17 protein-coding genes and 2 riboswitches are annotated in these 19,756 nt (G+C 55.2%); of the genes, 12 read left to right on the top strand and 5 right to left on the bottom strand.

The window, feature by feature from the left end:
• Positions 1 to 111 precede the first annotated feature (111 nt).
• Positions 112 to 1,068 (bottom strand): aldolase catalytic domain-containing protein, encoded by a 957-nt coding sequence (locus KQX66_RS27645; protein ID WP_025852462.1) that lies wholly within the window; start codon positions 1,066 to 1,068, stop codon positions 112 to 114.
• 250 nt (positions 1,069 to 1,318) lie between these two features.
• Between KQX66_RS27645 and KQX66_RS27640 the strand changes: the two genes are divergently transcribed.
• Positions 1,319 to 1,816: an NUDIX hydrolase gene (locus tag KQX66_RS27640; protein WP_216796093.1), complete on the top strand. Its 498-nt coding sequence runs from the start codon at positions 1,319 to 1,321 to the stop codon at positions 1,814 to 1,816.
• A gap of 87 nt (positions 1,817 to 1,903) precedes the next feature.
• On the opposite strand, the gene KQX66_RS27635 is transcribed toward KQX66_RS27640, so the two are convergent.
• Positions 1,904 to 2,239 carry a hypothetical protein gene (locus KQX66_RS27635; RefSeq protein WP_216796129.1) on the bottom strand — a complete coding sequence of 112 codons (336 nt, stop codon included), beginning with the start codon at positions 2,237 to 2,239 and terminating at the stop codon, positions 1,904 to 1,906.
• Positions 2,240 to 2,409: 170 nt separating this feature from the next.
• On the opposite strand from KQX66_RS27635, the gene KQX66_RS27630 reads away from it, so the two are divergent.
• Positions 2,410 to 2,835, top strand: a complete 426-nt coding sequence (locus tag KQX66_RS27630) for a hypothetical protein (RefSeq protein WP_216796092.1) — start codon at positions 2,410 to 2,412, stop codon at positions 2,833 to 2,835.
• A gap of 255 nt (positions 2,836 to 3,090) precedes the next feature.
• Entirely contained in the window at positions 3,091 to 3,960 is an 870-nt protein-coding gene (locus tag KQX66_RS27625; RefSeq protein ID WP_216796091.1) for a cation diffusion facilitator family transporter, read from the top strand.
• Positions 3,961 to 4,303: 343 nt separating this feature from the next.
• Here KQX66_RS27625 and KQX66_RS27620 read toward each other — a convergent pair whose 3' ends face one another.
• Together KQX66_RS27620 and KQX66_RS27615 are read right to left on the bottom strand one after the other, a co-directional pair.
• Positions 4,304 to 5,581 carry a BaiN/RdsA family NAD(P)/FAD-dependent oxidoreductase gene (locus KQX66_RS27620; protein ID WP_216796090.1) on the bottom strand — a complete coding sequence of 426 codons (1,278 nt, stop codon included), beginning with the start codon at positions 5,579 to 5,581 and terminating at the stop codon, positions 4,304 to 4,306.
• Between the two features lie 333 nt (positions 5,582 to 5,914).
• Positions 5,915 to 6,862, bottom strand: a complete 948-nt coding sequence (locus KQX66_RS27615) for a tyrosine-type recombinase/integrase (RefSeq protein WP_216796089.1) — start codon at positions 6,860 to 6,862, stop codon at positions 5,915 to 5,917.
• A 126-nt stretch (positions 6,863 to 6,988) separates the two neighbouring features.
• On the opposite strand from KQX66_RS27615, the gene KQX66_RS27610 reads away from it, so the two are divergent.
• Complete coding sequence (locus KQX66_RS27610) at positions 6,989 to 7,597, top strand: HD-GYP domain-containing protein (RefSeq protein ID WP_308647286.1); 609 nt, start codon at positions 6,989 to 6,991, stop codon at positions 7,595 to 7,597.
• Positions 7,598 to 7,666: 69 nt separating this feature from the next.
• Here the strand turns inward: KQX66_RS27610 and KQX66_RS27605 are convergent, their stop codons facing one another.
• Complete coding sequence (locus KQX66_RS27605; protein ID WP_253957471.1) at positions 7,667 to 8,998, bottom strand: hemolysin family protein; 1,332 nt, start codon at positions 8,996 to 8,998, stop codon at positions 7,667 to 7,669.
• A 741-nt stretch (positions 8,999 to 9,739) separates the two neighbouring features.
• Between KQX66_RS27605 and KQX66_RS27600 the strand changes: the two genes are divergently transcribed.
• From KQX66_RS27600 to KQX66_RS27565, 8 genes are all read left to right on the top strand, one after another.
• A complete protein-coding gene (locus KQX66_RS27600; RefSeq protein ID WP_308647290.1) occupies positions 9,740 to 10,096 on the top strand; it encodes a gamma-glutamylcyclotransferase family protein in 357 nt (118 codons plus the stop codon).
• Between the two features lie 203 nt (positions 10,097 to 10,299).
• A riboswitch (cyclic di-AMP (ydaO/yuaA leader) is annotated at positions 10,300 to 10,498 on the top strand.
• Positions 10,499 to 10,661: 163 nt separating this feature from the next.
• Positions 10,662 to 10,851: riboswitch (cyclic di-AMP (ydaO/yuaA leader) on the top strand.
• Between the two features lie 131 nt (positions 10,852 to 10,982).
• The gene (locus KQX66_RS27595) at positions 10,983 to 11,396 is read left to right on the top strand and encodes a hypothetical protein (protein ID WP_216796087.1); all 414 of its coding nucleotides are present in this window, start codon (positions 10,983 to 10,985) and stop codon (positions 11,394 to 11,396) included.
• 141 nt (positions 11,397 to 11,537) lie between these two features.
• Positions 11,538 to 11,615: a potassium-transporting ATPase subunit F gene (locus KQX66_RS38230; RefSeq protein WP_368858150.1), complete on the top strand. Its 78-nt coding sequence runs from the start codon at positions 11,538 to 11,540 to the stop codon at positions 11,613 to 11,615.
• A 42-nt stretch (positions 11,616 to 11,657) separates the two neighbouring features.
• Positions 11,658 to 13,337 (top strand): potassium-transporting ATPase subunit KdpA, encoded by a 1,680-nt coding sequence (gene kdpA / locus KQX66_RS27585; RefSeq protein ID WP_308647285.1) that lies wholly within the window; start codon positions 11,658 to 11,660, stop codon positions 13,335 to 13,337.
• A 34-nt stretch (positions 13,338 to 13,371) separates the two neighbouring features.
• The gene (gene kdpB / locus KQX66_RS27580; protein WP_216796085.1) at positions 13,372 to 15,402 is read left to right on the top strand and encodes a potassium-transporting ATPase subunit KdpB; all 2,031 of its coding nucleotides are present in this window, start codon (positions 13,372 to 13,374) and stop codon (positions 15,400 to 15,402) included.
• A gap of 91 nt (positions 15,403 to 15,493) precedes the next feature.
• A complete protein-coding gene (gene kdpC, locus KQX66_RS27575; RefSeq protein ID WP_216796084.1) occupies positions 15,494 to 16,108 on the top strand; it encodes a potassium-transporting ATPase subunit KdpC in 615 nt (204 codons plus the stop codon).
• Positions 16,109 to 16,128: 20 nt separating this feature from the next.
• Entirely contained in the window at positions 16,129 to 17,376 is a 1,248-nt protein-coding gene (locus KQX66_RS27570) for a DUF445 domain-containing protein (RefSeq protein WP_216796083.1), read from the top strand.
• Positions 17,377 to 17,405: 29 nt separating this feature from the next.
• The gene (locus KQX66_RS27565; RefSeq protein ID WP_216796082.1) at positions 17,406 to 19,739 is read left to right on the top strand and encodes a universal stress protein; all 2,334 of its coding nucleotides are present in this window, start codon (positions 17,406 to 17,408) and stop codon (positions 19,737 to 19,739) included.
• The last annotated feature ends 17 nt before the right edge of the window (positions 19,740 to 19,756 follow it).

The raw sequence follows: 19,756 nt of genomic DNA, 5'->3' as shown, positions 1-19,756 counted from the left end.
CCTTTCCGTACAAGGTTAAGCTTACCAGAATGGCGTGCGAATAGACAAGAAACCCGGCTTCCTCCAGGGGAAACCGGGTTTTTTCTGCGTGAACCGCAAGCGGCAGCCGGATTACTCGCCGGCCGGCATCGCTTCGGGGGATGTCATTTTGTCGTAGAATTCCACGAACTTGTCCTTTTTGTCGCTGGCGCGGACCGCCATAGCCGAACGCGGATGATCGTTCAATACGCCGGCGATCATGTAAGGAATAATGTAGCCCCACTCCCACTTCTCGCGCATGGTGATCATATGCTTCTCAATGATGCCGAGGATCGGACGAACGTCGTACTTCGGATTTTTCAAATGGCTGACGATCAGCTCCGTCGGGCAGTTGCCGGCAGCTCGTCCCATACCGTATACGGAGGTGTCAAGGAACTCGACGCCTTTGGTGGCGCCCATGATCGTATTGGAGAAGGCGAGCTGCATGTTGTTGTGCATATGCAGGCCGAGCTTCTTATTTGGCAGAAGACGCTGGAATTTGGAGACGAGATATTCGACGTCCCGGTAGTCCATGCTGCCGTACGAATCGACGATGTACACGACATCGACCGGACTCTTGGCAATTTCTTCGAACGCTTCATTCAGATCGTTCTCCATCACGTGGGAGAGCGCCATAATGTTGATCGTCGTTTCATAACCGTAGTCATGGAATTTCTGCACCAGATCGAGCGCTTTATCTACATCTTTAATGTAGGTCGCAACGCGGATCAGGTCGAGCAGACTGTTTTCCCGGGGGAGAATGTCCTTCTCGTCAACGCGTCCAATATCGACCAGCGCAGACAGCTTGGTGTCGGTCTTTTGCGGGATGACTTCCTTCAGGAAATCCTCGTTCAAAAAGCGCCAAGGCCCCGCTTCAGCGCCTTTCAGCAGCTTAGCCGAGTTTTTATAACCGATCTCCATATATTCGACGCCGGCTTCGCTCAGACCGTAATACATGTCTTTGACAAACTCGACGCTAAAATCCCAGTTGTTGACCAAACCGCCGTCGCGGATGGTGCAGTCCAAAATATTGTGGTTTTCCCTGACCATAATGATTGACTCCTCTCCAAAATAGGCGAACGCTTCGTGGCTTTTAAGCTTTTAAGCAGTAAAGCATACGTTTTTATAATTAATATTACATATGGCTCGCCACTTGTCAATGATAACAAATTCCCCGTACTGTTGGCAATCTCATATTCGCCGAAAATAAGCAAAAGTTGCAGGATTTTCCGTGGTTTTGTGGAAACTTGCATTATAATGGAGACAGACTTGCGGATTTTGCGGGTCAGGAGGATGAGACATGCTGAAATTCAATATCGCTTTTATTCGCAACGGCGATCGATTGCTTATGCTGAACCGGGACAAGGCACCGCTGCTCGGACTGTGGAACGGAGTTGGCGGAAAGCTGGAGCCGGGAGAAACGCCGCTGGCGAGCGTCATACGGGAAATCGAAGAGGAGACCGGGCTCCGACTCGAAGAGGAGGCGGTGCGCTTCGGCGGGACCGTGACGTGGGAGGTGGACGGCAGGGATGTCGGGGGAATGTACGCTTTTATCGGAGAAGCTCCGGGTGACGCACTGCCGGATTTGCCGATGGAGACGGCCGAGGGGATCTTAGCGTGGAAGCCGATCGAATGGGTGATCGACCCGGAAAACAACGGCGTGGTGCAGCATGTCCGGCATTTTCTTCCGGCGATGCTGGCCGGAGAGCCTTGTGCGGAGCACCGCTGCTTTTTCCGCGAGGGAAAGCTGCTGACCGTGGAACGGCGGCCATTGCAAGAGGTTGTGCGCCAAGAATAACGCCGCGATTTGTGACAAAACCAAAAGACGTCCCGTTTCCTTACTCCAAGAGAAGGATACGGAACGTCTTTTTGGTGTGCTCGCGCGCTAAGGTGTTCTGATCAAGCTCAGGCCGCCGATGAACGGCAGCGGCTTCATCCACCCGTTCACAGTATTCAGAATACCCATGATAAATAGGACGAGCAGGCCGAGATTAGCCAGCGGCACAAGCAGCAGCCCGATCAGCGGCAGCAGCCAGAGCACCACATTGGCGGCGATCGCGGCCAAGAGCAGCACTAGCCCCTGATTGGCGTGGTACATGGCAAACTTCGACTTCGGAGCAGCAAGCAGCGGCACGAAAAATAACAAGTACGCCGCGGCGGCAATCCATTGGTTCGAACGTATGTCCTCCAGCTCGGGGCTTTCGGGCAGTCCGTTGTACATGGTGTGCACCTCTTTCGGATCAGGATTCGGCGAAGCCGGATAAGGCAGCGGTTTCGCTATCATCCTATGCCTGGGGGCGAGGGAGTATGTGCCGCGCTTGGAATAAGCCTCCTTCATCGGGGCAAACTAGGACCAAACGTGAACCTACTACCGACAAGCGGAGGAACCTTATGAGCAGCACACCGATTTTGTTTCAATTCGATTCTCAGAATGCGGCCGCTTTGGCCCAGGATATGTTGGAGGAGCTCGGGTACCGTGTGAGTCCGCATACGAACCTGAAGCAGCCGACTCTGCATGTCATCGTAGACCGGCATGATCTGACGTCCGCGCTCGAAATTGTCCAGGCCTATGGGGGCCGTTTGGTGGAAGCGGAAGGCTCGCTGAGCGAAACCGCCGCTTTCGCCATGGCTTACGACCCAGACAGCCTGATCCCGATTCCGGCGCATTTCGTGAACGACGATTGGACCGAAAGCGAGCCGGCTGTGTCCGCTTCGGATTATGTCAACCGATCCAGCGGCGCATATAATGACGAAGACGTTCCGTTCGATCCGTCGGGCGACAACTATAACGGCTTCGATGCCGGCCTGCGTTTATAAGCGGCAAGAGGCGGTCCGTCGCCGCGTCCGGACAGCGGTACCCGGCGAGACGCGGGCCGCTGTTTCTTTTTTTGGTCCGGTCCTTTTTTGTTGGCTGTTCCCCACATCCTTTGACGGGTAAAACAAAGTTGCACGGGACCTATTTTTATTGGCGGGTAAAACACTGTTTCTCTAGACCCACACGGTTTTCGTCTGATATGATGAGCCTGACTTCAATCAAGGTGATTTTGGCAAGAGCAATGGAGGGGAACCGCCGTGGAAATGCATGATCCGTTAAAAGAAGGCGAAAAGGGCGCGTGGGTCAGCATCGTCGCGTACATCCTGCTTGCCGCTTTTAAGATCGGCATGGGGTATACGACCGGCTCCGAGGCGCTCACCGCCGACGGAATCAATAACTCGACCGATATTATCGTATCGCTCGCCGTGCTGATCGGACTGCGCATCTCGCGCAAGCCGCCGGATCGGGACCACCCTTACGGACATAGACGGGCCGAGACGATCGCCTCGCTTGTCGCGTCGTTCATTATGGCTGCCGCCGGGATTCAAGTCGTGCTGCAGGCGTGCAAGAGCTTTTTCGTAACAGACCGTCAGGCTCCGGATTTGCTGGCCGCATGGATTGCCCTCGGGTGCGCGGTCGTCATGTGGGGGGTATACACATATAACAGCCGTTTGGCGAAACGGCTAAACAGCCAATCGTTGAAAGCGGCGGCCTACGATAACCGGTCGGATGCGCTCGTCAGCATCGGGGCAGCCGTAGGCATCATCGGGTCGCGCTTCGGCTATCCGATCCTGGATGCGGCCGCGGCGCTCGCTGTCGGCTTGGTCATTTGCAAGACGGCATGGGATGTATTCATCGATGCCGCCCATGCGCTCACGGACGGGTTCGACGACAAGAAGCTGAAGGTGTTCCGGCAGACGGTGCACCAGACGCCCGGCGTGGAGCGGATCAAGGACATCCGGGCCCGAGTGCACGGCAGCAGCGTGCTGTTGGATGTCGTCATAGAGGTCAGCGCCGAACTGTCCGTCGGCGAAAGTCACGAGATCAGCGACGAGATCGAGAAGCGGATGCTGGAGGAGCATCAGATTGGCAACGTGCACGTTCATATCGAGCCTTACTTCGAATAAAAACGGGAGTTCCTTTTCATAAAAGGGACCCCCGTTTTTATTTGATTTTACCTTCGTTTCAGGTTAGCGTCATAAATTCGTAACAATTGAAAATTACAATGAAAGTAATTCACAGATTAGACACAGATAAAAAGAGAGTAGGGAGGAAAACATCATGAAACATGCTTTAAAGTCCATCGCAAAAGGGTTTCTGTTCGGTCTTATCGCCATCGGGATGGTGCCTTACTTGGTGGTTCAAGCGCTGACTGAGCTGTAACCTGTCGACAAGCCGCTAATTATAAACCGAAAGAGGATGGCCTCCGGGCCACCCTCTTTCTTTGGTTTTCGGGAAGAGACCGGGCTTCTACGCTTCGAGCGCGTCTTGCGCGGCCTGTGCGGCGAACGTCCCTGCCGTATAGCCTGTGGCGAAGGCCGCCGTGATGTTGTAGCCTCCGGTATACCCATGGATATCGAGAATCTCGCCGCAGAAGAACAGCCCTTCCATCAGCTTCGACCCCATCGTCCGCGGATCGAGCTCCTTCAAATTCACCCCGCCGCCGGTGACGAAGGCTTCTTCAATCGACAGTGTCCCGTTTACCTGCACGGGAAACGCTTTGATCCGCTTGCTTAAGTCCATCCACGGCTGCTTCGGGATATTATCGTACGTCGTTTGCTCGTCCAGCCCGGCTTGCCGGAGCAGAAGCGGTAGGAGGCGTTCGGAGACATACCCCTTTAGCACGTTTTTGACCGCTTTTTTCGGCTCGCTTTTAGCCAAAGCCATCGTCTCGTCGTAGATCTCCTGCACACTTTTGTCCGGATACAGATCAATGGTGGTCAGCACGTGTTGCTCCGCCGTTTTTTGCCGCTCCTTCACGACGAATTGACTGCACCGCAGCGCGATCGGGCCGGATAGGCCAAAATGGGTAAACAGCATGTCGCCCTGATGAGAAATGATTTTCTTCCCCTTGGCGTTCCAGACCGTAAGCTCCACGTTCCGCAGCGACAAGCCTTGGAGCTCCCGGCTTTTGATAAAAGGCTCGCCGGACGTCAGCGGAACCTCGGTGGGAAACAGCGGCGTGATCGTGTGCCCCGCGTCCTCGGCCCAAGCGTAGCCGTCGCCGGTCGAGCCGGTATGCGGCACCGATTTGCCTCCGCTGGCGATGACGACGCATTTGCCGGCAATTGTCTCGCCCGTCTGAAGGCGAATGCCTGCGGTGCGTCTGTCTTGATAAAGCACCCGCTCCACCGCACGGTTCACCTTAATGTCCACGCCTTGCTTGCGGACTTGGCCGACAAGCGCGTCGACGACGGTTTTGGCTTTGTCCGTCACGGGAAACATTCGCCCGTTGTCCTCTTCCTTCAGCCGGATACCGAGATTTTCAAAAAAAGCGATGATTTCACGATTGCCGAAATGGGCGAGCACACTGTGCAAAAACCGTCCGTTGCCCGGAATATGCTTAATAATCTCATCGATTTCCTTCGCGTTCGTGACGTTGCACCGGCCTCCGCCGGAGATGCCGAGCTTGCGTCCGAGCTTGTCCCCTTTATCGATCAGCGCGACGCGTGCGCCTTGCCTGCTGGCTGCAATACAGGCCATCAAGCCGGAGGGTCCGCCGCCGATGACGATAACATCGTACTTCATATCAATTCTCCATTCTGTTCCTGCTCATGAAGCGTCTTTGCTAGTATTATAGCCCAAAACGAAACGATCCCAAAATGGCTGCGGAAGACGGCTGACGCACGAAAGAACAAAGAGCGGGCCGCAAGCGGTTGCGGCCGTTCGTGGGCAACGACGGACGGTGGAAAATGGGGTGCTTTTTCAAAGGCAATACGTTACAATGGGGTTCGTACAATTTGTGTTGTTCGACATTTATTTATGAAATTCATACTATTTCTACAAATATTTCTTTTTTGTATTATAGTCAATATTAACCAATGAAACAAGAGAATAATGGAAAAACATAGGATGAAATGCCTATAAGCTGTCTTTGAAGCAGTCTTCGACATAGTCGGGGGCCGCTTTTTTAATTTGCTGGACCGTATGGAGATAGCGCTGTGTGGTGTTGATGTGCGTATGCCCGAGCGATTCCTGTACCTGTTGCAAGGAAGCGCCGCGCAGGAGGGCGAGCGTCGCGTTTGTGTGGCGGAGCCAGTGAGGGGTCGCCTTCTTCTCCATACCGCATTGCTCACGGGCTTTCTTGATAATTTTCTCGACAATGCGGACGGATAAAGGGAACAGCTTGTCCTCCGGACCGGACGGCCCCGGCTTTGTAGCATCATAAGCTTGAAGCAGCGTCCACAGCATATGCGGCACCTTAACTTCGCGTTCTTTATCGCCTTTGCCACGAATCGTTAGCCACATCGAAGCACCTTCGGGGTCGGTGTGAAAATGGTTCCATTGGATCGAAACCAGCTCCGATACCCGGATGCCGAGCAGCACCAGCGTGACTCCGATGACGTAATCGCGCAGCCCTTGCTGCTTTAACTGCTCGAACAAACGCAGCACTTCGGCCTTCGTCAAATAATGATTTTTGCTGTTCACGGGGATTTTAGGGATGCGGATGCAGGTGGTCGGATTATGCTTAAACATGCCTATGTTCGGGTCGCTGCCCCATTTATAAAGCGAGCGCAGAGGCGCGATATGTATGGCCACCGTCGCCGGAGCCTGAGGCTTGTTTGCGCGGCTTAACAGCCCTTCCAGCAGGCCGATTTTATAGACCTCGATTTCCCGCCAGGTCACGTCCTGTAAGGATTTATCGCCGATAAAGCGGCGGAATTTAGCGATCGCGTTGCGGTAATTTCTCATCGTATACGGGGATCGGGAGCAAGTCGTCAGGAACATGTTGACGATTTGTTCGTCCGTGTATTTTTCGGTTGATTTCAATTGTTCGGGAAGATGGATTTGAGCGAGCAGGGTTTGCATAGGGTCTCCTTTCTTTTTCGAACAACACAAATTGTACGAACTCTATTGTATCACGCCTGACTACGGAAAGGAGGGGCTTGAAGGATTTCGGCTGGGCGCGACACATGGGCTGAGGAGGGGTAACGCGTGCGGGATCGTTTAGTCACTCAAGAGTTGGTTCGGTTAATGGAAAAGGACGTCGATACCTATGAGCATAGTCTGCGGGTGGGGAAGCTTGCAAAGAGCATGGCGCTGATGATGCGCCTGAATCTGGCGCAGACCCGGCAATTGGTGATCGGATGCTGCTTGCACGACATCGGGAAAATCTACATGCCCGACTCGATTCTAAAAAAGGAGACGTCGCTGACGGAAAGAGAATGGAAGATGATGAAGCAGCATCCGGTGCTGGGGGCGGATATATTGAAAATTCATGCGCCGGAGGAACAGGTGATCATCGACATCGTCGAATTTCACCACGAGCGATGGAACGGAACGGGTTATCCGTACGGCTTAAGCGGGGTGGACATTCCGGCGTTCGCCCGGATCTGCACCATCATCGATTCTTTCGACAGCATGCTGTCCGACCGGCCCTACCGGGCAGGAATGTCGCTGGAGGAAGCGAAGGAAGAGCTGCGCCGGCACAGCGGCACGCAGTTCGATAAGCAGTACGTGGAAGTGTTTCTGCAAATGCCGGGCGAGATGCTTCACCATTCTTACGCAAGACGCGAAGGCATCAATTCTACCGTTCAATCCTGAACATAAAAAAGAGAGGTCCCCGAATCGAATGGGCCTCTCTTTTGCGTTCCAATGACCATCTATTATGCCTTACGCCGACTGCGTTTGCGAATCCGCTTGCAGCTTGCGGACGGCGAGTCTTGCGATTCGCAGGTCGTCCGTTTCCTCGATAACGAACTCGAATTCGTCCTGATAGACGACGCTCTGTCCATGCTTGGGCGGAAGCTCCACCTGCGAGTACATCCAGCCGCCGATCGTATCGTAGTCCTCGGACTCGATTTCCAGCCCGAACTGATCGTTCACTTCGTCGATTAGCATCAGACCGTCGATGGAGTAGTTGTACTCGTCTTTCTTCTCCACCCGAGCCCGCTCATCCGGGTCGAACTCGTCTTGGATTTCGCCGACGATTTCTTCCAGAATGTCCTCCAGCGTCACCATCCCCGAAGTTCCGCCGTATTCGTCGATAAGCAGGGCAATCTGCACTTTTTTCCACTGCATCAGCTTGAGCAGCCTGCTGATCGGCATCGAATCCGGCACTTTGGCGATCGGACGCACGATAGAGCGAAGCTCAGTCAGCGCACCGTGCGACTTCATCAAGTCCTTGATATGCACGAAGCCGATAATGTTGTCTTTATCCGGGTCGCATACCGGATAACGGGTACGCATTTCGCGATGCGCGATTTCCATGTTGTCCTCGAACGGCAGATTGGCGTACAAGCAAGCCATTTCCGTCCGCGGGATCATAATTTCGCGCGCGTTCGTTTCGGTAAACTCGAATATATTGTCAAAAAGCGTAAGCTCCGTATTGTCGATGAAGCCGCTTTTATGGCTTTCCTTCACTAAGACGCGGATTTCTTCTTCCGTATGAGCCGATTCGTGCTCTGTGGCCGGCTCAATGCCTGCGCGCTTCAGCATCCAGTTCGACGCGCCGTTCAGCATCCAGATGAAAGGGTACATCAGCTTGTAGAAAATGATAACCGGCAGCGCGGACCAAAGCGTCACGTTCTCCGATTGGCGGATCGCGTACGTCTTCGGGAACTGCTCCCCGAGCGTAATATGCAGCGCGGTAATGAGCGAGAAAGCTACAAAGAAGGAGATCGTATGAATAACGACGGGGCTTAAGCCGAGCCAATCTTTCAGGATCGGTTCGAGAAAAGCGGCGATAGCCGGTTCTCCGACCCAGCCGAGTCCAAGCGACGCAAGCGTAATGCCGAGCTGGCAGGCGGATAAATAAGCGTTCAGGTTGCCCGTAATTTTTTGCGCGAACCGCGCGCTCACATTGCCGCTTTGGGCGAGCGTATCAATGCGGCTGTTTCTTACTTTGACCATGGCGAACTCCGCGGCGACGAAAAAGCCGTTCAGCAGCACCAAGACGATAATGAGAACCGCGTTAAACAATAAAGGTAACGGGTCACTACTCAAATATTCCCTATCCCCTGCGTGAGGTGGATAGGTACACCTCCCTTAAGCGTTCAAATAATAGACAAAAATAAAGATTGCTTATAATCCATTATACTCGGAACGCCTATCAGCGCTCAAACGGCGAGCAGGGCACTCCGGGGTATGCACGGGGTGTGCGGACTCCGAATCGAGAGGTAGTAACGAAAATCCCCCCATTTGCCGCGAATTTGTTCATTTTCGTGCGAAAATGACGAAAACTCGGTTGATTTTTAGATTCAAACGAATTGACGGGTTGACATCCGGGACGAGCTATGGTAAATTTATTCGATATTCGCAAGAATATACTTAAACCCTCATACAACCCCTACACGGAAGATTTTCCTCGAGAAAGCAGCGTTATTTCCGCACATGTTTAATCGTTCATTCAAGGAACTCCCATGATTAGGAATTGTTGTAACACTGATTCACACTGGCGCGGTCTTCGGAGCCGCAAGGATGGAAGAGAGGCAGGGCTTTCATTGTTTTAGTATGCGCAGCATCATGTACAGAAATTGGATTTGCTTTGGGGTAAGGAAGGGTAACCGGTATTTATAAACGGCCAAAGAAGGCTCGGTCAGGGACAGATCCGCTGACGGAGCTTTTTTTGTTGCCGCGGAGCCGCCCATTCCGGCAAAAATTTCCGTCCCTAATACATTTCTAACAGTTTTCCCCTATAGTTAAGCTCAAACGGTATTCCAGAGAAAAGAGGTTGCGGAATTGAATGTGTTCGTGTATGGCGTCGTTTCCTTGAATCACAAAGACAACCCGTTTATTTCCAGGCATTCACAGCTGTTGAGCGATGAGGCCTGGGTGAGAGGCGTTCTGTACGATACCGGACTCGGTTTTCCCGCATTAACCTCGGGGGAAGACAAGGTGAGCGGCAAGCTGCTGGCGATGGGAGATGTCGCGTTTGAAACCGTCCGGGAATTGGCGTCGAATTTTAACCGGATGAACCCGCCGTACCGCTTTGAGCTGAAGTCCGTTCAAGTGTTTGTGGGAGCGGTAATCTACGAGGCGTTTGCTTATATGTACGCCTCCGGCCATGGCTTGGCGCGGATTGAAAGTGGAATCTGGCTGTAGCCGGGAACGGAGTGCTGAGAAAAAGATCACGATTTATGAAAAACGAAGAAATAGTGAGATTTGTAGAGATTGGAAAAGAACCATATCTGAGAAAGCGCTCTTATGTGCCTGAACCTCCCCTATTTCGCTCCAGAGCCATTCCCACCGTTCTTTACAGTTGCTTCCGACAAGCGTAATATTCAATTCATAAATTTACAGTTTCCAAATTCTTATCGCTTAATTTCCGCCATCGTGCGGAAAGCGGGGGAACCACAAGGGAAGCCTGCGCTGCCGGTGTGAGAGCCGAAAGCCATGCGTCCCCGGGGTGAATCCTCATCGTGCATGTGAAGCGTGCACTGGGGTAGGGCGACTCTCACCGTCCGAATCCGTCAGCTAACCTCGTCAGCGTTGGATCGAACAGCCGTTTAGCGGCCGGCCGCGGCCTATGTTCGAATGGAGAGAGGATGATGAAGCTTGTGATCGTATAGCGACCACAGGGCTCCTGCCTCTGTGGTTTTTTATTGTCTTTTTTGGAAAAACGGAACGTCAGTTCCATTCGCAAACTTATAAAAATGCAGCCATTCCATGCAATATATCGCTGAATTCCCGGCTCGCCGGGAAGCGGGGGAACCAACGGGACAGGACGGGGCGTTAAACGCGCCGTTCCTATTCCACGGGGTGAATCCTCATCGTGCATGTGAAACATGTACTGGGGTAGGGCGACTCTCACGCCCGAATCCGTCAGCTAACCTCGTAAGCGTATAGAGAGAGGCAACGATTGTCGTGAGCTCATAAGACACGGTTTGTTTTACCGTGCCTTGGAAGCCGCGGGAAGAGTCACCTCTTGCCCAAGGCTTCTTTTTTGTTGCCTTTTCTCCTGGAGTGAACAGGAGGAGAACGTATAAAAATGATCAAAGCATCATCCGGCTATATTCTGGTATCGGCGCCGAACAAGGCGGGAGAAAACTTTATCCGCGAGCTGCAAAGACGGCAGCTTCGCCTCGCGGCCCTTGCCAACAGCAAGGCCGAGCATAGGAAGCTGGCCGGGCTTGGCGTCGGGAACGTGGTGACGATCGACACGTCGGGCTGCGAGTCGTGGACCGTGCCGCAGTTCGCGGTCAGCCGGGTATTTTTGTTCGAGAAAAGCCTGAACTTGTCATGCCGGTATATTCAGATTTGCCGGACGTGGACGAACGGGCCGATTTATCTGATTACAAGCAATCCGAGCCCCCGGCTCGTATATAAGGGGCTTGGCGCGCATCATGTCATTTATACGAACGGCGATGATGTCGGATTTTTAATAGACGGCCATTTGGAGTAATCGAGCGCAATCGCTCGGAAGGAGACGTTGGGAAGTGGCGGACTTGTACATGGTATTGCTGTTGGCTGGAACCTACGTGGTGTTCTGGGGCTTTCTGACCTGGTGCAGCCGGGTAACCGAGGAATCGGGAGGGGACGGGCGATGATCGTCATCGGAGCATTGACTTTATTCGTATTCATCTATTTGGCGTATGCCTTGATTCATCCGGAGAAGTTTTAACCAACCGGATTCGGCTTGTTCATTAAAGGAGGTTTGGACCCCGTGGGTATTTTGCAAATAGCCATTGTCATAGGGATTCTGGTGCTGCTGGCGAAGCCGCTCGGCACTTATTTATATCATGTCTTTTCCGGCGAGGCCAATCGTACGGACCGCTTGTTCGGATGGGCGGAGCGGCCGATCTACAAGCTGATCGGGTTGCGCGAACGCAAGGGGATGACATGGAAAACGTACGGACTCAGCTTTATCGCAACCAATATTGTGCTGGTTGCTTTCGGATATTTGCTGTTAAGGGTGCAAAAGCTGCTGCCGCTCAATCCGAACGGCATCGACAATATGGAGCAGACCTTGTCGTTCAATACGGTCATCAGCTTCATGGCGAACACGAACCTGCAGCATTATAGCGGGGAGTCGGGACTTTCTTATTTGTCGCAAATGGCTCTGATCACCATGATGATGTTTACTTCCGCGGCGACGGGGCTGTGCGTGGCGATCGCCTTTATCCGCGGCGTTACGACCAAGGGCAAGACGCTTGGCAACTTCTACGAGGATTTTGTCAAAGCGCACACCCGTGTGTTTCTGCCGTTTGCTTTCGTTGTCACGCTGGCGCTGGTAGCCTTGAACGTGCCGCAGACGCTGCAGCCGACGATCACTGTGCAGACGCTCGAAGGGGCGGAGCAGCAAATTGCGATCGGACCGGTCGCGTCGCTGGAATCGATTAAGCACTTGGGAACGAACGGCGGCGGATTTTTCGGCGTCAACTCGGCGCACCCGTTCGAGAACCCGAATCCGCTGACGAACGTGATCGAGATGCTGTCGATGTGGTGCTTGTCCGCGGCGCTGCCGTACACGTACGGATTGTTCGCGAAGAACCGGAAGCAGGGCTGGGTTATTTTCTCTGCGATGCTCATTTTGTTCTTGCTGTTCCTGTCGCTCGTCTACACGTCCGAATTGAACGGTAACCCGGCGTTGAACAAGCTGGGCATGGACGCTTCCCAAGGCAGTATGGAAGGCAAAGAGGTGCGCTTCGGCATCCCGATGTCGGCCTTGTTTACAACGGTCACGACGGCGGCGACGACCGGCTCGGTCAACAACATGCACGATACGCTGACGCCGCTCGGAGGCATTACGCCGCTCGCACTGATGATGCTGAACTGCGTGTTCGGCGGTAAAGGCGTCGGCCTCGTCAATATGCTCATGTACGCCATTCTGGGCGTGTTCCTTGCAGGTCTGATGGTCGGCCGGACCCCGGAATTTCTGGGGCGGAAGATCGAAGCCCGCGAGATGAAATTGATCGCCATTGCGATTTTGGCGCATCCGTTTATTATTTTGGCGCCGACGGCGATTGCGCTTGCGACCGAGTTAGGCAAAGCGGCGATCACGAATCCGTCGTTCCATGGCATTTCACAGGTGCTGTACGAGTATACGTCATCGGCGGCCAATAACGGGTCCGGCTTCGAGGGTCTGGGCGACAATACGGCGTTCTGGAATATTACGACCGGCCTTGTGATGCTGTTCGGGCGTTACATCTCGATGATTGCGCTGCTTGCCGTGGCCGGTTCGCTCAGCCGCAAGCAGTGGGTGCCGGAGACGGTCGGTACGTTCCGTACGGACAACGGCTTGTTCGTCGGCATACTCGTCGGAACGGTGCTCATAATCGGGGCACTGACGTTCCTGCCGGCCATCGTGCTTGGGCCTGTAGCCGAGCATTTGACGCTGCGTTAAACGTGAAGATCGGGAAGGAAGAGGGGAGTTACCCATGAGTTCGAATCGAAAAAGCATGATGTCCGGACCGATCGTCCGGAATGCGATAAAAGAAAGCTTCGTGAAGCTGAATCCGGTCACGATGATGAAAAATCCGGTGATGTTCGTGGTCGAGGTAGGCACGCTCGTCGTGCTGTTAATGACGCTGCTGCCGGGGTATTTCGGAACGGAAGAGAGCGTCGGCTTCAACTTCACCGTATTTGTTATCCTGCTGTTCACGGTGCTGTTTGCGAACTTCGCGGAGGCGCTCGCCGAAGGGCGCGGGAAGGCGCAGGCCGACTCGCTCAAGAAATCGAAGAAGGAAATTACCGCGAATAAAGTGACGGGAGCCGGCGTGAAGCAGGTTCCCTCCACCGAGCTGCGAAAGGGCGATATTGTCATCGTATCCCAAGGCGAAATGATTCCCGGCGACGGTGAAGTGATCGAAGGGCTGGCGTCCGTGGACGAATCGGCGATCACCGGGGAATCCGCTCCGGTCATTAAAGAAGCAGGAGGCGATTTCAGCTCGGTGACCGGGGGGACCCGGGTAGTGAGCGACAAGATCCGGGTGCGCATTACGAGCGACCCGGGCGAATCGTTCATCGACCGGATGATCTCTTTGGTCGAAGGCGCGAAGCGGCAGAAGACGCCGAACGAAATTGCGCTGAACACGCTGCTCACCAGCCTGACGCTCATTTTCCTCATCGTCGTCGTCACGCTCGCTCCGATTGCCCGTTACCTGGAGATCGAGCTGCAAATTCCGGTGCTGATCGCCCTGCTGGTCTGCTTGATTCCGACAACGATCGGCGGTCTGCTGTCGGCGATCGGGATTGCCGGGATGGATCGGGTGACCCAGTTCAACGTGCTGGCGATGTCGGGGAAAGCTGTTGAAGCGTCCGGCGACATCAACACGATGATTCTTGACAAAACGGGCACAATTACGTTCGGGAACCGGATGGCGAGCGAGTTCGTGCCGGTTGGCTCAGCGGATTCCGACACGGTGGCGGAGTGGGCTGCAATCAGCTCGGTCAAAGACGAGACGCCGGAAGGACGCTCCGTGCTGGAGCTGATGAAAAAGCAGAGCTTTTCGTTCGATCCGACGCTCGCCGAAGGCGGTGAGTTTATCGAATTCAAGGCGGAGACCCGGATGAGCGGCATTGACCTGACGGACGGCCGTCAGGTGCGCAAAGGCGCTGTGGATGCGGTGAAAAAATGGGTGCAGGCACAGGGAGGCGTCATCCCGGCCGATCTGGAAGCGAAGGGCAATGCGATCGCCTCCGAAGGCGGCACGCCATTGGCCGTGGCCGTAGACCGCGAAATCGTTGGCTTGATTTATTTGAAGGACACCGTCAAGCCGGGCATGAAGGAACGGTTCGAGCAGCTGCGCAAGATGGGCATCAAGACGATCATGTGTACGGGCGACAATCCGCTGACGGCCGCTACGATTGCCCGGGAGGCCGGGGTGGACGACTTTATCGCGGAGAGCAAGCCGGAGGACAAAATCGCCGTGATCCGGCGCGAACAAGCCGAAGGCAAGCTGGTGGCGATGACCGGCGACGGCACGAACGACGCGCCGGCGCTGGCGCAAGCCGACGTAGGCCTTGCGATGAACAGCGGGACGGTGGCGGCGAAGGAGGCGGCCAACATGGTCGATCTCGATTCCGACCCGTCCAAAATCATCGAAGTCGTGGCCATCGGCAAGCAGCTTCTGATGACCCGCGGTGCGCTGACGACGTTCAGTATCGCCAACGACGTGGCGAAATATTTTGCCATCATCCCGGCGATGTTCACGCTGGCGATTCCGCAGATGGAAGCTCTAAATATCATGAAGCTCGGCTCGCCGATGTCGGCGATTCTCTCGGCGTTGATTTTCAACGCGATCATCATCCCGCTGCTGATTCCGCTGGCGATGAAAGGCGTAACCTACAAGCCGATGAGTTCGACGCAGCTGCTGCGCCGCAATTTGTTCCTGTACGGGCTCGGTGGGGTGTTGGTGCCGTTCGTCGGCATCAAGCTGATCGACCTGGCGGTTCACCTGTGGATTTAATGGGGTAAAAACTTGCATCCGTTTTTTCGCTGTCAAGATTTGTAGAGAAAACAACTTGGAGATATGATATATAGAAAGGGAATGATTCCTTATGGTAAGCCGCGTCAATCATGAAGGGGCCGAGACGGCCCGCTTCTCGCTCAGTATTGCCGTACGCGCTTCGCTAGTGTTTATCGTCGTTTGCGGTCTTATTTATCCGCTTGTCTCGACCGGAATCGCGCAGGCGATTTTCCCGGCTCAGGCGAACGGCAGTCTGGTTCATAACCGCAGCGGCGCTGTAGTCGGCTCCGAACTGATCGGGCAGCAATTCAGCGATCCGAAATATTTTCAGGGACGCGTATCGAGTATTGATTATAAAGCCGACGCCTCGGGCTCGAATAACTATGCGCCGTCGAACCCCGAGCTCGTGAAGCGGACGCAGGAATCGATCGAGGCCTGGAAGACAGCCAATCCGGGCGTGCCGGTCAGCGAAGTTCCGATCGACCTGTTAACCAACTCCGCCTCCGGTCTCGATCCGCATATTTCCCCAAAGGCCGCCCAAGCGCAAGTGCCGCGGATCAGCAAGCTGACGGGGATCAGCGAAGCGGACCTAGGGAATTTAGTGGAACGCCAAACGGAAGGGCGGGATCTCGGCGTATTCGGCGAGTCGCGTGTGAACGTGCTGAAGCTGAACCTGGCGCTTACCGAAATGATGACGATAAAGTAGTGTAAAGGAGCTGTTGTGTCTTGTCCGGAAAAGCCAAACATACCGCCGCCGTGTCGCTCGGCGTCATGGCCGCGGGGTTCGCGGCGACCATACCGTGGGCGGATCATACGTGGGTACGCTTGCTGCAAAGCGGATTCGAAGCGGGACTTGTAGGGGGGCTGGCCGATTGGTTTGCCGTTACCGCCTTGTTCCGCCATCCGCTGGGCATTCCAATCCCGCATACTGCGCTGTTACCCAATAACCGGAAGCGGGTAACGGAGGCGCTCATTACAACCGTCGAGCAGGAGCTGATCAGTAAAGAAAGCATCCGCAGCAAGCTCGCCGGGCTGAAGATCGTTTCGCGCGGACTGGAAGGGGCCGAACGGGTTCTGGAATCCGACAAGACACAGCAGAGCATCGCCGTATTGTGCGAGCGGCTGCTGGACTATATCCCATGGGATCGTATACCTGCGCTGCTGGAGAAGGAAATCCGGCAGCGCATTGACGCGTTGGAGGCCGCACCAGCTCTTCGCAAAGTGCTGGATCAAGTGTACCAGCATCAGGGCGACGAGAAGGCGCTCGATTTTTTGCTGGATTTGGCCGAGCAGCTTGTATTGACGAGAGAAACGCAGCACCGGCTGGGCGCGATGGCTGCGCAGGCGATGCATGGGCTTCAGACGAACGGATTTATGCAGCTCGCGGTTAATGCGTTTCTCGGCTTTTATAATGAAGAAAAGCTTGGGGCGATGATCCAGCAGTTTGTGTGGAACGCCATCCGCGACATGAAACGGCAGGGGAACAAAAACCGCCTGGCGCTGCTGGCGGAGCTGCGCGTCCGGCTGGAACGTTGGCTGGCCGACCCGGAGACGGCGGATACGTTGGACACTTGGAAGGTCCGGCTGCTGGATAACCTGGACCTCTCCGCCCGGACGGAGCGCTGGGTAGAGCAGTTGAAGGAGCGGCTGGTGGAAACGGTGCGCGCGCCGGAGTTTGCCGAGCGCTATGCGATTCCTTTTTTGAAAGAGCTGTTGAGCCGGATTCGGGAAGACGAAGAGGGTATGGAGAAGCTGGAACAGTGGGTCCATGAGCAGCTCGGCCGCTGGGTGGAGGCCAACCATTCCAAAATCGGCGCTTTGATCCGGGAGAATGTGGATCGGTTCGACAATGAGACATTGATTGCGTTAATGGAAGATAAAATCGGAAGCGACTTGCAGTGGATTCGGGTCAACGGCGCGCTATGCGGCTTTTTGATCGGATTGGTGCTGGGAACGGTCAAATTGTTCGTCTGACGCCGTGGGAGAAGAGAGGCGAACTCAGGATGGGGACGGAAACGTTCAAGCGAAAAACGCCGGAAGAAATTTTGCGGTCCATTTCCAAGCTTCATCAAGGGCGACTTAAAGTGTATATCGGGGCTGTGAGCGGGTCGGGGAAGACGTATCACATGCTCCGGGAAGGACAGCTGCTGAAGGAACAGGGGATCGACGTTGTCATCTGTGCCGTTTCCACGATGCAGCGGCCGGAAACGGTGCGGCAGATCGGCGATTTGGAGCGGGTGTCCAGCATCCACTGGCAGAAAGACGGTGTAGATAAGAAGGATTTGAATCTGGAAGCGCTCACCGAGCGCAATCCCGAGGTCGTGCTGGTGGACGGCTTGGCGCACCGCAACCGCGAAGGGGCTCTTTATCCGAAACGGCTTGAGGATATTCGGTACCTGCTCAGCAAGGGCATCAGCGTCATTACAACGATCAACGTGTACGAGCTGGAGGGCGCAACGGAGCTGGCCCAGAAGCTGACCGGCATTGAGGTGCGGGAGACGGTACCGTCCGATACGCTGGAGCTGGCCGACGAAGTTGTGCTGATCGATGCGACGCCGGAGATGATTTTAGGCCGCGTCGAGGAAGGCAGCGTGAAAGCGCAGAAGGGCGCGGGCGTATTCAAGCGGGGCAATCTCGCAGTGCTCCGGGAGCTGGCGCTGCGGCTCGTGGCGGAAGGCGTCAACGATTCGCTGGAGAAGCACCGCGAAGAGCTTGGGCTAATCGGACCGTCAGGCGCGGCCGAACGTATTCTCGTATCCGCTCAATATCATTGGAACGGCTCGATCTATGTAAGGCGGGGCCAGCAAATTGCCAAGCGGCTGAACGGCGACCTGCTTGTCGTTGCTTTTGTTGATCGGAAGAAGGACTTATCCAAAGAAGAGGCGGCGTTCAAGCGGTCGATGGTGAAGCTGGCGGAGAAAGTCGGCGGAGTGTTCGAAGAGCTGCCGCTGTGCGGGCGGCGTTCCTTGCCCGGCGTGCTGGTGAACTATGCGCTGGCGCATAGTGTAACGCGCATCGTCCTCGGGCATTCCAAGCAGACGTTATGGCAGGAGCTGTGGCAAGGGTCGATCGTGCACGACATGCTGAAGCGGACGCGCAATATCGATATTTTTGTCGTGGCGGACCGGGCGGCGCATGAGGGCGAGCGTATTCTGCCGACCAAGCAGACCAAGCGGCAGAAAGCGTCCGATCTATACCGCCGGCTCAGCTCGGATGAGGTCGAACGGGAGATCGCGCAGCTTCGCAAAGGGCGGTTCAAGGTGTATATCGGCGCGGCTCCGGGCGTCGGCAAGACGTATACGATGCTGCGGGAAGGCAACGATCTGCTGAAGAAGGGGATCGGCGTGCAGATTGGACTGCTGGAAACGCACGGCCGCAAGGAAACCCAGGCGCAGATTGGCGAGCTTCAGACGATCCCGCGGCAGGTGATCGATTACCGCGGCACGAAGCTGGAGGACATGGATACGGACGAGATCATCCGGCGCAAGCCCGAGGTCGTGCTAGTCGACGAGCTGGCGCATACGAACGTGCCGGGCAGCAGGAACAAGAAGCGCTACGAAGATGTGCTGGAGCTGCTGTCAGCAGGCATTTCGGTCATCTCGACGGTGAACGTCCAGCATCTGGAAAGCTTGAACGACGCGGTGGAGAAGCTCACCGGTGTCCGTGTCCGGGAGACGGTGCCGGACCATATTTTACGCCTGGCGGACGAAGTTCAACTGATCGACGTCGCGCCGCAGACACTCCAGCAGCGTATGAGAGAGGGGCGCATTTACGCGCTCGACAAGGTGGATCAAGCGCTTGGTCATTTTTTTCGTACTGTGAATTTGATAGCGCTGCGGGAGCTGGCTCTGCGTGAAATTGCCGATGACGTGGACGAACGGCTGGAATCGTACGAGCGCAAAAGCTCGCTTCGCGGTCCGTGGCGCAGGCAGGAATCGATCTTTGTGTGCGTGGACGTTACACCGGAGGCTGAGCGGTTGATCCGACGCGGTTTTCGGATCGCTCATCGGCTGAAAGCCGTATGGCATGTGGCCTACGTTCAGCTTGGCAGCGGGACGCATAGCAACGAACTGGGCGCCAGGCTGGAGCAGCTCCGCAAGCTGACGGAGCGGCTTGGTGGCATCTTCGAGGTGCACCGCGCGGACAATCGGCGGCGTCTGCCGGAAGTGTTGGCTGCCAAGGCCGATGCTTGTCAGGCGACGCAGCTCGTTATCGGCCAATCCAGCAAGCCTTCCTGGAAGGAAACGATACAGGGCTCGGTCGTGAAAAAGCTGCTTCGCCGCTCCCGGCATATCGACGTGCTTGTCGTAGCGGATGCAGAGACCCAATCGGGCTGATCTACGGGAAAGGAGAC

The sequence above is a fragment of the Paenibacillus oleatilyticus genome (assembly GCF_018998565.1).
Classification (GTDB): domain Bacteria; phylum Bacillota; class Bacilli; order Paenibacillales; family NBRC-103111; genus Paenibacillus_G; species Paenibacillus_G oleatilyticus.
The sequence above is the reverse complement of the archived record's forward strand: the minus strand, read 5'-3'. Positions and strand labels throughout refer to the sequence as shown.